Raw genomic sequence first — 14006 nt, 5'->3', positions numbered from 1 at the left:
CATCCTCGCCCCGGACCCTCCCCCGGAGGAGAGGGGAGTTCGGGCGCAAGCGCCCTTACTTCTTCTCGGGCAGGGCGAAGGCCATCACGTAGTCACCCTGCTTGGTACCCAGCGAGCCATGGCCACCGGCGTAGACCAGCACGTACTGGCGACCGTCCTTGCCGGTGTAGGTCATGGGGGTGGTCTGGCCACCGGCCGGCAGGCGGCCTTTCCACAGTTCCTTGCCGTTCTTCACGTCATAGGCACGCAGGTATTGGTCCAGGGTGCCGCTCAGGAAGGCCACGCCACCGGCGGTGGTGACGGTGCCGCCCAGGCTGGGCACGCCCATGGGCAGGGGCAGCGGAACCGGCGAGTTGTCGCGCACGGTGCCGTTCTTGTGCTTGTAGACCAGCTTGCCGGTGGTCAGGTCGAGACCGGCCACATAGCCCCAGGCAGGTGCCTGGCAGGGCAGGCCCAGGGGCGACAGGAAGGCCGACAGGATCACGCCGTAGGGCGCGCCCTTGTTGGGCTGGATGCCCTCGGTCTCGCTCTTGCGCGCCGGCTGGTTGGCGATCTCTTCACGGGGGACCAGCTTGGAGGTGAAGGCCATGTAGCTGGGGTTGAGGAAGGCGATCTGGCGCACCGGATCGACCGAGATACCACCCCAGTCGAACACGCCGAAGTTACCCGGATAGACGATCGACCCTTGCGTGGACGGCGGGGTGTAGATGCCCTCGTAGCGGTGCTCGCGGAAGGCGATACGGCACAGCGCCTGGTCGAAGGGCGTACCGCCCCACATGTCGCTTTCCTTGAGGGTCGGCGCCGCCAGGTTGATCGAGGAGACCGGCTGGGTCGGCGAGGTGCGATCGCCTTCCACCGCGCCTTGGGGCACCGGGGTTTCGGTGATCGGGTAGATGGGCTGACCATTGGTGCGGTCCAGCACATAGATGCTGCCCTGCTTGGTCGAGGCCATCAGTGCGGGTTTCACGCCGCCTGCGGTCTTGATGTCCACCAGGGTCGGCTGACCGCCGACGTCCATGTCCCAGAGGTCATGGTGGGTGAACTGATAGTTCCAGCGCACCTTGCCGGTGGCGATGTCGAGGGCGACCACGCCGGCGCTGTACTTCTCGGACGCCGGGGTACGGTTGCCGCCCCACTGGTCGGGCATCTGGTTGCCCATGGGCAGATAGACCATGCCGACCTTCTCGTCGACCGCCATCATCGACCACATGTTGGGCGAGTTGCGGGTATAGATGCCGTCAGCGGCGATGGGCGCGGTGGCGTCCGGGTTGCCGCTGTCCCAGTTCCACACCAGCTTGCCGGTGTGCACGTCGTAGGCGCGGATCACGCCGGACGGCTCGTCGGTGGAGACGTTGTCGGTGACGTGGCCACCGATGATCACCAGGTTGCGGGTCACCGCCGGCGGCGAGGTGGAGTAGTAGCCGCCGGGCGTGAAGCTGCCCATGTTGGCGGTCAGATCGACCTGGCCGTTGTCGCCGAAGTCGCTGCACACCTTGCCGGTGTCGGCGTTGATGGCGATCAGGCGGGTGTCGGCGGTGGGTAGGAACAGACGCCGCGGGCAACTGCTGGCGGCCGGGGTGCTCTGCTCATCGACCGGGACGGCACTACCGGTGGCCGGGCTCTGGCCCGCGGTGGTGGTGCCGGCGTAGGTGGCGTCGTCGTGATAGGCCACGCCGCGGCAGGTCATGTGCGCCCAGCCCTTGAAGCTGTCGGCGTGCTGGGTGCTCAGCTTGGGATCGAAGCGCCAGATTTCCTTGCCGCTGTCGGGGTCCACGGCGATCACCTGGCTGTGCGGCGTGCAGACATAGAGCATGCCGTTGACCTTGAGCGGGGTGTTTTCCGCGGTGGTCTCCTGGGGATCGTTCGGGCCGGGGATGTCGCCGGTACGGAAGGTCCAGACGGGCTCCAGATTCTTCACGTTGTTGACGTCGATCTGCTTGAGCGGCGAGTAGCGATCACCGAAGGCGGTGCGGCCATAGGAGGGCCAGTCGCCATCGGCGGCGGTCGGGGCGGCGCTTTCGGTGCCGGCGGTGTCGCGGCCCAGGTCACCGTCCAGACGGTTGTAGTTGACGAACTGGGCGACCAGGGCGACGACCGCCGCGATCACCAGCGAGCCGACCAGTGGCAGGCCGCCGCTACGGCTGTCCAGCGGGCGGCGGAACACCGGGATCAGCAGGACCAGGCCAAGGACGAACCAGAGCGCCAGGCGCGGTACCAGTTGCCACCAGTCGAACTGGACTTCCAGTACGGCCCAGGCGGTGGAGACCACCAGGAAGAAGGCATAGACCCAGACCCCGCTGGCCCGCCGGATGCACAGCAGGTAACCGCTCAGGGCGAGCAGCACGCCGCCGCCGAGGTAGTACAGGGAGCCCCCGAGGGTGGCCAGTTTGATGCCCAGCCCCAAGAGGCCCAGGCCCAGGAGCATGAACAGGATGCCGAGTAACCTGGCAGGCAGGCCTCCCGGTCTCGCGTTGGAAGTGACAGTCATGGCAGCGCTCGCAATGCAATCGTGAAAAGAGACTTCGACTCGATCGACGACATCGCAAATCGGAACCGCATGCGGATCTGTCGTCTGCTACGTCTGAACCTGTTGTCTGTCTTATTGTTCCACCCCTTCGCCGGCTTCCTTGGCAGGAGGCTAGAGCGGTCGCGCTGAGGCGAAGCGAGGGATGGATCGGGGGCGTCGTCTGAATCGGGCGGGTAGATAGTAAGCTAAGCATTGATTGATGTCACTTCGCGATGACGGAAGGAAGGGACCCGTGGCGCGCCGTGCCTGCTACCATCGCGAGCCGTTTCCGCGATGCCTTCTGCCATGTTCGACGTGCTTGCCCTGGTCCAGGCGACCTTCGACGTCACCGCCCCGGTCTTCGCCCTGGTGCTGCTCGGCTGTGTGCTCAAGCGGCTGAACTGGATCGATACCGCCTTCATCAACACCTCGTCCGCCCTGGTGTTTCGCGCCACCATGCCGACTCTGCTGTTTCTTGGCATCCTCAAGGCCGACCTCGGCGAGGCCCTGCAACCGCTGCTGCTGGGCTACTTCGCCCTGGCCACGGTGGTGAGCTTTCTCGCTGCCTGGGGCTGGGCGATCTGGCGCTGCCCTCATGCCGATCGCGGGGTCTACGTGCAAGGCGCCTTCCGCGGCAACTGCGGCATCGTCGGCCTGGCCCTCGCGGCCACCCAGTACGGCGACTACGGTCTGTCGGTGGGCGGGATCATGGCCGGCATGGTCATCCTCTTCTACAACGTGCTCTCGACCATCGTGCTGGCGCTCTATAGTCCGCAGCTGGAGGCCAACTGGCGCACCCTGCTGCGCAGCATCCTCGGCAACCCGCTGATCATCGGCATCCTGGTGGCGATTCCCTTCGCCTATTTCCAGTGGCAGCTGCCACGCTGGCTGGACACCTCGGCGCGCTATTTCGCCGGGCTAACCCTGCCGCTGGCGCTGATGTGCATCGGCGCCACCCTGTCGCTGGCCTCGCTGCGCGAAAGCAGTGGCCTGGCGGTGGGTGCCAGCTTGTGGAAGATCGTCTGGATTCCGCTGCTGGGCGTGCTGGGCGCCCTGGCGCTGGGCATCCAGGGGCCGGCGCTGGGCATTCTCTTCCTCTACCTGGGCTGCCCGACGGCCGCCTCGAGTTTCGTCATGGCCCGCGCCGCCGGCAGCAATGCCCAGCTGGCGGCCACCATCGTGGTGCTCAGTACCCTGGGCGGGATGCTGACCACCAATCTGGGCCTGCTGCTACTGAAAGGATTCAGCCTGTTGTAGGGCGTGCTGGCCGGGCATCGGCGTTGTGAGAGCGTTTATCGGCTGGTGCCAGCTAACAGTCAGATTTTACCGTAATAGTGCGCTCTCGACCGTCCCAGGTCGGTTTGCCCTCCAGATAATTATCGTAATCAGCATGTGCGAGGAGTGCGGCTGCCCTTTCCTAAGCCTTTCGCGTGGTATCCATGAAACGCTCGCTCCAATTCAGCCACAAGATCCTGCTGGCGGCTGCCCTCGTGGTGACCATCGCCCTGGCCGGTTTCGCCAGTTTCAACGCCTATCTGCAGCGCCAGGCCATCACTCAAAGTCTCGAAGCCTCCCTGGGCGAGATCGGCCGCATCACCGCCGGCAACATCGCCTACTGGCTGGATGCGCGGGTCAAGCTGATCGACAGCCAGGCCCAGGCGCTCAGCCGCGACAGCAGCCCGGCCAATGTCGCAGGCCTGCTCGAACAGAAGCTCTACACGAGCAACTTCGATTCCACCTACCTGGGTGAGGTCGACGGCACCTTTACCGACCGCCCCCATACCCCCATGGAGGCCGGCTACGACGCTCGCCAGCGCGACTGGTACAAGGCCGCGGTCAGCGCCGGTGGCCCCATCCTCACCGAGCCCTATCTCACCGCACCGCCGCAGAGCTTCCTGTGCATCACCATCGCCGCGCCGGTCCTGCAGAACGGCAAGCTGATCGGCGTGGTGGCCGGTGACCTGGTGATGGACAGCCTGATGAAGATGATCACCTCGCTGGACGCCGGTGGCCTGGGTGAGGCCTTCCTGGTGGACGGCGATGGCAAGATCCTGGTCAGCAGCCACGCCGACCAGGTGCTGAAATCCCTCAAGGACGTCTTCCCCGAGCAGACCCCGAGCCTGGCCCCGGGCTTCCATCACGTCCTGCAGGGCGGCAGTGACCGCCTGGTGAGCTTCACCCCTGTCAATGGGCTGCCCTCGGTCAAGTGGTACCTGGGTCTGTCCATCGACCAGGCCAAGGCCTATGCCCCGGTCACCCAGGCGCGCAACCTGGCCATTGGCGCCACCCTGGTGGCGGTGATCGCCATCATCCTGCTGCTGGGCTTGCTCATCCGCGTGCTGCTGCGTCCGTTGCACGACCTGACCCGCGCCATGGCGGACATCGCCGAAGGCGAGGGCGATCTAACCCGTCGCCTGCCAGTACAGGCTCGCGATGAGTTCGGCGCCCTGGCCGAGGCCTTCAACAAGTTCGTGGCGCGGATCCATACCTCGATCCGCGATGTGGCCCAGACCACTGGCGAGCTGAATCAGAGTACCCGCCGGGTGCTGGAGGCCTCGCAGTCCTCCATGCAGCAGTCGGATGTCCAGGCCCAGCGCACCACCAGCGTGGCCGCGGCGATCAACGAGCTGGGCGCCGCCGCCCAGGAGATCGCCCGTAACGCCGCCCACGCCTCGGGCGAGGCCAGCACGGCCCGCGCCCAGGGCGAGGAGGGGCGCGAGGTGCTCGACGAAGCCCTGCACGCCATGCAGGCGCTGTCAGCCAAGATCGGCACCAGTTGCGAACACATCGAAGCCCTCAACGGCAAGACCGCCAACATCGGCCAGATCCTCGAAGTCATCCGCGGAATCTCCGAGCAGACCAACCTGCTGGCGCTCAACGCCGCCATCGAGGCGGCGCGGGCTGGTGAAGCCGGGCGTGGCTTCGCCGTGGTGGCCGACGAGGTGCGCTCCCTGGCCAGCCGCACCCAGAGTTCGGCGCAGCAGATCCAGCAGATGATCGAGGAACTGCAGACCGGCTCGCGCGACGCCGTGGCCCTGATGCAGGAAAGCCAGCGGCAGAGCGCCCACAGCATGCAGGTGGCCAAGAGCGCCGGCGAGCGCCTGGGCAGCGTGACCGAGCGCATCGGCGAGATCGATGGCCAGAACCAGTCGGTGGCCACCGCGACCGAGGAACAGACCTCGGTGGTGGAGACCCTCAACATGGACATCAGCGAGATCAATCTGCTGAACCAGCAGGGCGTCGACAACCTCCAGGCCACCCTGGCGGCCTGCACCGCCCTGGAAGCCGAGGCCGGTCGCCTGCAGCGACTGGTGGGCGGCTTCCGGATCTAGAGGGGAAGGTAAAAAGGTATCGCCGCTACGCTCAAGTAGTCTGATTGATACCCGATAACGAGGGCGATAGGCCATGCCTCGCACACGGCATGGCTCCCCCTGGCTACGGACGCAGACCTGTATGAAGCGACACCTGAAATTCAGCCACAAGATCCTCCTGGTCGCGGCGCTGGTCATCACCACCGCGCTGGCTGCCTCGGCCGGCTTCAATGCCTACTTGCAACGTCAGGCCATTGATCAGAGCCTGAGTGCCAACCTCGCGGAAACCGGTCGGGTCACCGCCGGCAACATCGCCTATTGGCTGGATGCCCGGGTCAAGCTCATCGAAGGCGAGGCCCAGACCCTGGCACGCGACCGCTCGCCCGAGGGGCTGGTGGGCCTGCTGGATCAGAAGATCTATACCGGCAACTTCGACTCCACCTACCTAGGCGAAGTCGACGGCACCTACACCACCCGACCGCTGCGCAACCTGCCGGCCGGCTACGATCCGCGCAAGCGGCCCTGGTACGCGGCCGCCACCGCCGCCGGCACCACGGTGCTGACCCCGCCCTATATCTTCGCCTCCTCCGGACAGCTGGGCGTGACCATCGCCACCCCGCTGCAGCGTGACGGCCAGCTGGCCGGCGTGGTGGCCGGCGACCTCAACCTCTCGGCGCTGGTGGAGATCATCACCTCGCTCAACGTCGGCGGCCTCGGCGAAGCCTTCCTGGTGGACGGTGACGGCAAGATTCTGGTCAGCAGCCATCCCGAGCAGGTGCTCAAGACCCTCAAGGACGTCTTCCCCCAGCAGACCCCGTCCCTGCAGCCCGGTCTGCACGCCGTCACCCAGAATGGCAGTGACCGCCTGGTGAGCTTTACCCCGGTCAATGGGCTGCCCTCGGTCAAGTGGTACCTGGGTCTGTCCATCGACCAGGCCAAGGCCTATGCCCCGGTGACCCAGGCGCGCAACCTGGCCATCGTCGCCACCCTGGTGGCGGTGGTCGCCATCATCCTGCTGCTGGGGCTGCTGATTCGCGTGCTCTTGCGCCCGCTGCACGACCTGACCCGCGCCATGGCGGACATCGCCGAAGGCGAGGGCGATCTGACCCGTCGCCTGCCGGTACAGGCTCGCGACGAATTCGGCGCCCTGGCCGAGGCCTTCAACAAGTTCGTGGCGCGGATCCATACCTCGATCCGCGACGTGGCCCAGACCACCGGTGAGTTGAATCAGAGTACTCGGCGCGTGCTGGAGTCTTCGCAATCTTCCATGCAGCAGTCGGATCTGCAGGCCCAGCGCACCACCAGCGTGGCCGCGGCGATCAACGAGTTGGGCGCTGCCGCCCAGGAGATCGCCCGCAACGCCGCCCACGCCTCGGGCGAGGCCAGCACGGCCCGCGCCCAGGGCGAGGAGGGCCGCGAGGTGCTCGACGAGGCCCTGCACGCCATGCAGGCGCTGTCGAGCAAGATCGGCACCAGTTGCGAACACATCGAAGCCCTCAACGGCAAGACGGCCAACATCGGCCAGATCCTCGAAGTCATCCGCGGCATCTCCGAGCAGACCAACCTGCTGGCGCTCAACGCCGCCATCGAAGCCGCTCGGGCTGGTGAAGCCGGGCGTGGCTTCGCCGTGGTGGCCGACGAGGTACGTTCTCTGGCCAGCCGTACCCAGAGTTCGGCGCAGCAGATCCAGCAGATGATCGAGGAACTGCAGACCGGCTCGCGCGACGCCGTGGCCCTGATGCAGGAAAGCCAGCGGCAGAGCGCCCACAGCATGCAGGTGGCCAAGAGCGCCGGCGAGCGGCTGGGCAGCGTGACCGAGCGCATCGGCGAGATCGACGGCCAGAACCAGTCCGTCGCGACGGCGACCGAGGAACAGACCTCGGTGGTGGAGACCCTGAACATGGACATCAGCGAGATCAACCTGCTGAACCAGCAGGGCGTGGACAACCTCCAGGCGACCCTGACGGCCTGCACCGCGCTGGAAGCCGAGGCTGGTCGCCTGCAGCGGCTGGTGGGCGGCTTCCGCATCTAGCCCTCGCGGCAACCCTCGAAAGGGAGAGCTGACCTCAGGTTGGCTCTCCCTTTTTGTTGTCCGGCGGGTCAGCAACGCGCGCATGAACGCCGTGGTCTGCTTGCCATTCGTCAGAAAAAGTAAAACTAATTAGCGCGCGAACTCGCTCTGGTCTGCTGTTTTTAGCGCCTTCGCCGCTGGGGTCTAGCCAGGCCGGCGATCTATGGCATCAAGAAAGTCTTTTTTCCCGCCGATGGGCTAAGCGTTACCGCCAGGTCTGCTAGCGGCCCGCGTCCAGCACGGCGCCGGCCCGGCCTGGCACCGCCTAACCTACGGCGTGGCACCCTTTGCCACCAGGGGCTTCATGTTCAGCAGGCTGTGCAAATCCTCTCGCGTACGCTGGAGCCTCGGCGTCTTTCTGTTCGGCGTCCTGCTGACCAGCCTGACCATGCGCCATCTGACCGAGCGTAACGAGCGACAGGTACAGACGGCCCTCAACGCGGCGGCGACCGACGTGCGCGAGCAGATCGCCGAGCGGCTGCGGGTTTATGAGTACAGCCTGAGCGGCATGCGTGACGTCATCGTGGTGGCCGGCGCGGGGCTGTCGCGGGAATTGCTGGAGCACTACGGTCGTACCCACGACCTGAACCAGGAGTTTCGCGGGGCCCGTGGCATAGGCTTCATCCGCCGGGTTCCCGTCGACGAGGAAGAGCGCTTCGTCCACGAAGCGCGCGCCGATGGCTGGCCGGACTTCGCCATTCGCAGTTTCGCGCCCCATGGCGGCGACAGATTCGTCGTCCAGTACGTCGAGCCGGTGGCGCTCAACCAGCGTGCCGTCGGCATGGATGCGGCGTCTGAGCCGGTACGCCGCGAGACGGCGGTGCTGGCCATGCAGCGGGGTAGCATGCACCTGTCGGGGCCTGTGGAGTTACAGGCCTATCAACCGCCCGAGCGCGGCTTGCTGCTGATGCTGCCCATCTACCGTGACGGCCTGCTGCCCAAGGACCCGGCGCGCCGCGAGGCCGCTACCCTCGGCTGGTCCTATGTGCCCCTGAGCATCGAGGAACTGTTCGGCAGCCTGCGCCTGGATATCCCGGGTCTGCTGATCCGCCTGACCGACGTGACCGAGCCGGCGCGGCCCACGCTGTTCTATACCCGCGGCGATACCCGGGAGCCGGTCGCCGAGGGACTTTCGGAAGTGAGCGCCACCCGTGATGTCTATGGGCGGCGCTGGCAGATGGCGTTTACCGCCACCCCGGCCTTCATCGCCGGCCTCAACCTGGTCTCGATACCCCTGGTGCATCTGGTCGGCAAGCTGGTCAGCCTGCTTGCCGCCGGCCTGACCTTCGCGCTGTTCACCACCCGCCAGCGGCGCCGCCAGTATCAGCAGGATCAGGCCAACCTCACCGCGGTGGTGGAAAGCTCCTCCGACGGCATCATCAGCAAGGACCTCCAGGGCGTGGTGCTGAGCTGGAACCACGCCGCGGAAGAGCTGTTCGGCTACCGTGCCAGCGAAGCCGTGGGCCAGCGCCTGCTCGATCTGGTGGTGCCCACGGAGCTTGAGCACGAGGAGTGGTCGGTGCTCGCGCGCATCGGCCGCGGCGAGCCGGTGCCGCACTTCGAGACCCGTCGTCAGCACCGCGACGGTCACCTGATCGACGTCCTCGTCAGCGTCTCGCCCATGCGCGGTCGTGACGGCCGGGTGGTCGGCGCTTCCAAGACGGTGCGCGACATCTCGCTGCAAAAGGCCGCCCAGGCTGAGATCCTGGCCCTCAATGCCCGACTGGAAGAGCAGGTGGCCCAGCGCACCGCCGAACTCAGCCAGACCAACCGCCTGCTCGGCGACGTGCTGCGCGCGGCATCCGAGGTGGGCATCATCGCCACCGACCGCGCCGGTCGCATCACCCTGTTCAACGAAGGCGCCGAGCGGCTGCTCGGCTATCGCGCCGCCGAGGTGGTGGGACTCTGGCAGGCCAGCGACTTCCATCTGCCGGACGAGCTGGCGACCCGGGGTGTGGCCCTGGAAGCCGAGTACGGCCTGCCGGTCGCCGGTTTCCGGGTGCTGGTGGAGCGCTCCGAGCGCGCCGGTGCCGACGCCCGGGAGTGGACCTTCGTCCGCCGCGACGGCGAACACCGCGACGTCAGCCTGGTGGTGACCACCATGCGCGATGCCGCCGGCCAGATCAGCGGCTACCTGGGCATCGCCTCGGACGTCACCGAACGCAAGGCCGCCGAACAGGAGCTGGCCGCCAGCCTGGCCCTGACCCGGGCGATCCTGGATACCGCGGTCAGTCCCATCGTCACCGTGGACAGCCATGGCCTGGTGCGCTCCTTCAACCCGGCCGGCGAACGCATCTTCGGCTATCGCGCCGACGAGGTGGTCGGCCAACCCATCCGCCGCCTGATCCCCGGCTATCTGGCCGGCTACGAGGCGCTGTTCAGCTGTCCGCAGGAAATCCCCGACGACCAGGCCGGCCCGCAGGGGCAGGAGATGGAAGGCCGTCGCGCGGACGGCAGCGTCTTCCCCATGACCCTGAGCCTGGGGGTGATGTGGACCGACGGCGAGCGCCTGGCGGTGGCCATCATCGCCGACATCACCGAACAGAGCCGCCAGCGCCAGGCGCTGCTGCAGGCCCGCGACCAGTTGACCATGGCCGCCGACGTCGCCCAGCTGGGCATCTGGTGCTGGCAGCCCGATACCGGCCAGGTGCAGTGCAACGAGCGGATGTTCGAGCTCTACGAATGGACCGAGGCCCAGCGCGCCAACGGCATCACCTACAACGACTGGCGCGACCGTGTGCACGCCGACGACCTGGTCAGCGCCGAAGAGCGCCTGGGCGCCGCCATGGCCGGCCGCGCGGTGTTCGATCCGGTGTTCCGGGTGCGTCGTCAGGACGGCTCGCTGCGGCACATCATCGCCGGTGCCCGCACCGAGCGCGATCCGCGCGGGCGCGTGCTGCGGGTGGTGGGCATCAACCGCGACATCACCGAACAGCTGGAACTGGAGAACCGGTTGCGCGAGGAACGCACCCGCGCCGACCTGGCCAGCCAGGCCAAATCGTCCTTCCTGGCCAACATGAGCCACGAGATCCGCACGCCGATGAATGCCGTGCTGGGCATGCTGCAGTTGCTGCAGCGCACCACGCTGAACGCTCGTCAGGACGACTACCTGACCAAGGCCCAGCAGGCGGCGCGCTCGCTGCTGGGGCTGCTCAACGACGTGCTGGACTATTCCAAGATCGAGGCGGGCAAGCTGCAGCTGGATGTGCACCCCTTCAGCCTGGAGCAGGTGCTGCGCAACCTGGGCGTGGTGCTCTCCGGCAACAGCGGCGAGAAGAACGTCGAGATCAACTATCACCTCGACGCCGGGTTGCCCACCGCCCTGATCGGCGACAGCCTGCGGCTGCAACAGATCCTCATCAACCTGGCCGGCAACGCCCTCAAGTTCACCGAGGCGGGGCAGGTACTGGTCAGCGTGCGCCAGCTGTCCCGCGTGGACGGCCAGCTGCGCCTGGAATTCTCGGTGCGGGACACCGGCATCGGCATCAGCCCGGCCCAGCAGGAGCAGCTGTTCCAGGGCTTCACCCAGGCCGAGGCTTCGATCAGCCGGCGCTTTGGCGGCACCGGGCTGGGCCTGGCCATCTGCAAGCGCCTGGTGGAGCTGATGGATGGCCAGTTGCAGGTGGAAAGCGAATTGGGAGTGGGCAGCCGCTTCTGGTTCGATGCCACCCTGGCGGTGGACAGCCAGGGCGAGGCCCAGCTGGCGCCGGTCCGTCGCCGGGTGCTGCTGGCCGACGACAACATCCTGGTCGGCGAGGTGCTGGTGGAGACCCTGGCGGCCCTTGGCTGGCAGGTGGATCTGGTCACCAGCGGCGCCGCCGCCCTGGCGCAGGTCGCCCAGGCCCAACAGCAGGTGCAGCCCTATGAGGCGGTGCTCATGGACTGGCGCATGCCCGACGGCGATGGCCTGGCCACGGCCCGGCAACTGCGCGAGCACCAGCAGGCCAATCGACCCAAGGTCATCATGCTCACCGGCTTCGGCCGCGACTTCCTCACCGAAACCCAGCAGAGCGCCGACGCTCCCTTCGATGACTACCTGACCAAGCCGGTGACCCCGGCGCAGATCGTCGAGGTGGTGGAGCGCGCCCTGGGCGCCGAGATCCCGGCTGGCGTGCACGCCGCCGCGGTGGTCGACGAAAGTCGTCGCCTGGTCGGGCTGCGCCTGCTGGTGGTGGAAGACAATGCCCTCAACCGTCAGGTGGCCGCCGAGCTGTTGCTGGCCCAGGGCGCCCAGGTGGAGCTGGCGGAGGGCGGGCTGGAAGGCGTCGAGCGGGTGCTCTCCGGCGCGCCGCTGGACGTGGTCATCATGGATATGCAGATGCCTGACATCGATGGTCTGGAAGCCACCCGGCGCATCCGCGCCGACGGTCGCTTCCGCACCCTGCCGATCCTGGCGATGACCGCCAATGCCTCCCACACCGACCGCGACGCCTGCCTGGCCGCCGGCATGGACGACCATATCGGCAAGCCCATCGACCTGGAATTGCTGGTCGCCCGCCTGCAGCGCCTGACCGGGCAGGAGGTGAACGCCGCGCCCACGTCCGCGCCGGTCGCCGAGGATCGCCAGGTGGAACCCCTGAGCATCGTCCTGCGTCGCTTCGGTGGCGATGCCCGGCTGTTCGGCTCGCTGCTGGAACGCTTCGCCGAGGACTCCGCCGGTCTGCTGGAATCCCTCGCCCGGGCCTGGCATACCGCCGACAGCGAAGCCGCGATCGCCGTACTACACTCCCTCAAGGGCAGCGCCGGCACCATGGGTGCCCAGCGCCTGGCCGCGCGCGCCGCCGAGGGCGAACGCGCCGGCAAGGCCGGGGCGGGCGTGCCCACGGAGGTGGCGATGGAAGTGGCGACTCTGCGACAGCTGCTCGACGAGGCCCTGGCCGAGTTGCGCGTCGCCCTGGCCGACATCCTGCCGCCGCCGGTGCGTACCGACGCGGACACCGACCCTGACACTTACACCCAGGTCGACTGGCCCGCCCGGCTGGACGAACTCGAACAGCTGCTCAGCCAGGGCAGCCTCGACGCCCTGGACCTGGTCGCCGAGCTGCCGGTGCACTGCCGCGCCGAGGCCCAGGTGCGCTACGACCTCTTGCGCGCCCAGGTCGAGACCCTCGACTTCGCCGCGGCGCTCACCACCCTGCCTGATCTGAAGGAAGCCCTATGACACCGCCGACCGCCGAGGCCGCCGGGCGGCGCAGCAAGCCCAAGTTGCTGATCGTCGACGACCAACCGCTGAACATCCGCATCCTCCACGAACTCTTTCGCCAGGATTGCGAGACCCTGATGGCCACCAGCGGCGCCCAGGCCTTGCAGTTGGCCCTGGCCCAGCAGCCCGACCTGATCCTGCTCGACGTGATGATGCCCCAGCTCGACGGCCACGAGGTCTTGCGCCGGCTGCAGGCCGATCCGGCCACCGCCGCCATCCCGGTGATTTTCGTCACCGGCCAGGAGGGCCCGGACGAAGAGGTGACCGGTCTGGAGCTGGGCGCGGTGGACTTCATCAGCAAGCCGATCAATCCGGTCATCGTCCGCGCCCGGGTGCGCACCCAGCTGACCCTCAAGGCGCAACGTGACGCCCTGCGCAGCATCGCCCTGGTCGATGGCCTCACCGGCGTCGCCAACCGGCGTCAGTTCGACGAGGCGCTGCTGCGCGGCTGGCGCCAGAGCCAGCGCGAAGGCACGCCGTTTTCGCTGATCCTCATGGATATCGATCACTTCAAGGCCTACAACGACCACTATGGCCACCTGGCCGGCGACCAGTGCCTGCGTCAGGTCGCCCAGGCGTTGGGCCAGGGCCTGTTCCGCCCCTACGACCTGCTGGCGCGCTATGGCGGCGAGGAATTCGGCTGCCTGCTGCCGGGCACCGATCTGGAGGGGGCCAGCCAGGTCGCCGAGCGGCTGCTGCAGCAGGTCCGCGACCAGCGTCTGACCCACGGCTATTCCTCGGTGACCGGCTACGTCACCCTGAGCCTGGGCGTGGCCACCGCGCTGCCGCCCACCGCCGTCGATCCGGCCGCCCTGATCACCGCCGCCGATGCGCAGCTCTATGCGGCCAAGCACCAGGGCCGCGCGCAGGTCTGCGCCGCGGAACTGGCCGGCTAGGAAGATGGGTTGAACAGCG

6 protein-coding genes and 2 pseudogenes are annotated in these 14006 nt (G+C 67.4%); 7 read left to right on the top strand and 1 reads right to left on the bottom strand.

Annotated features, from left to right (window positions below; all coding sequences use genetic code 11):
- Positions 1 to 55: 55 nt before the first annotated feature.
- The gene (locus tag V6W80_RS20925) at positions 56 to 2488 is read right to left on the bottom strand and encodes a glucose/quinate/shikimate family membrane-bound PQQ-dependent dehydrogenase (RefSeq protein ID WP_173147123.1); all 2433 of its coding nucleotides are present in this window, start codon (positions 2486 to 2488) and stop codon (positions 56 to 58) included.
- 333 nt (positions 2489 to 2821) lie between these two features.
- On the opposite strand from V6W80_RS20925, the gene V6W80_RS20920 reads away from it, so the two are divergent.
- The 7 genes and pseudogenes from V6W80_RS20920 (at position 2822) to V6W80_RS20900 (ending at position 13987) form a co-directional block, all read left to right on the top strand.
- Positions 2822 to 3763, top strand: coding sequence for an AEC family transporter (locus tag V6W80_RS20920; RefSeq protein WP_064308433.1), 942 nt, complete (start codon positions 2822 to 2824; stop codon positions 3761 to 3763).
- Between the two features lie 182 nt (positions 3764 to 3945).
- A pseudogene (locus V6W80_RS24180) lies at positions 3946 to 4932 on the top strand (HAMP domain-containing protein); the annotation flags it as partial.
- A gap of 141 nt (positions 4933 to 5073) precedes the next feature.
- Positions 5074 to 5838 (top strand): methyl-accepting chemotaxis protein, encoded by a 765-nt coding sequence (locus V6W80_RS24175; protein WP_430707824.1) that lies wholly within the window; start codon positions 5074 to 5076, stop codon positions 5836 to 5838.
- 73 nt (positions 5839 to 5911) lie between these two features.
- Positions 5912 to 6943, top strand: a pseudogene (locus V6W80_RS24170) (HAMP domain-containing protein); the annotation flags it as partial.
- 141 nt (positions 6944 to 7084) lie between these two features.
- Positions 7085 to 7849, top strand: a complete 765-nt coding sequence (locus V6W80_RS24165) for a methyl-accepting chemotaxis protein (RefSeq protein ID WP_430707823.1) — start codon at positions 7085 to 7087, stop codon at positions 7847 to 7849.
- Positions 7850 to 8192: 343 nt separating this feature from the next.
- Positions 8193 to 13049 (top strand): PAS domain S-box protein, encoded by a 4857-nt coding sequence (locus V6W80_RS20905; protein WP_338545296.1) that lies wholly within the window; start codon positions 8193 to 8195, stop codon positions 13047 to 13049.
- Positions 13046 to 13987: a diguanylate cyclase domain-containing protein gene (locus V6W80_RS20900; protein ID WP_017639997.1), complete on the top strand. Its 942-nt coding sequence runs from the start codon at positions 13046 to 13048 to the stop codon at positions 13985 to 13987. The genes V6W80_RS20905 and V6W80_RS20900 overlap by 4 nt, the downstream gene beginning before the upstream one ends.
- Positions 13988 to 14006: the final 19 nt, after the last annotated feature.

The organism is Pseudomonas benzopyrenica, from assembly GCF_036884265.1.
GTDB classification, from domain to species: domain Bacteria; phylum Pseudomonadota; class Gammaproteobacteria; order Pseudomonadales; family Pseudomonadaceae; genus Chryseomonas; species Chryseomonas benzopyrenica.
This window is presented reverse-complemented; position numbering and strand designations above follow the sequence as displayed.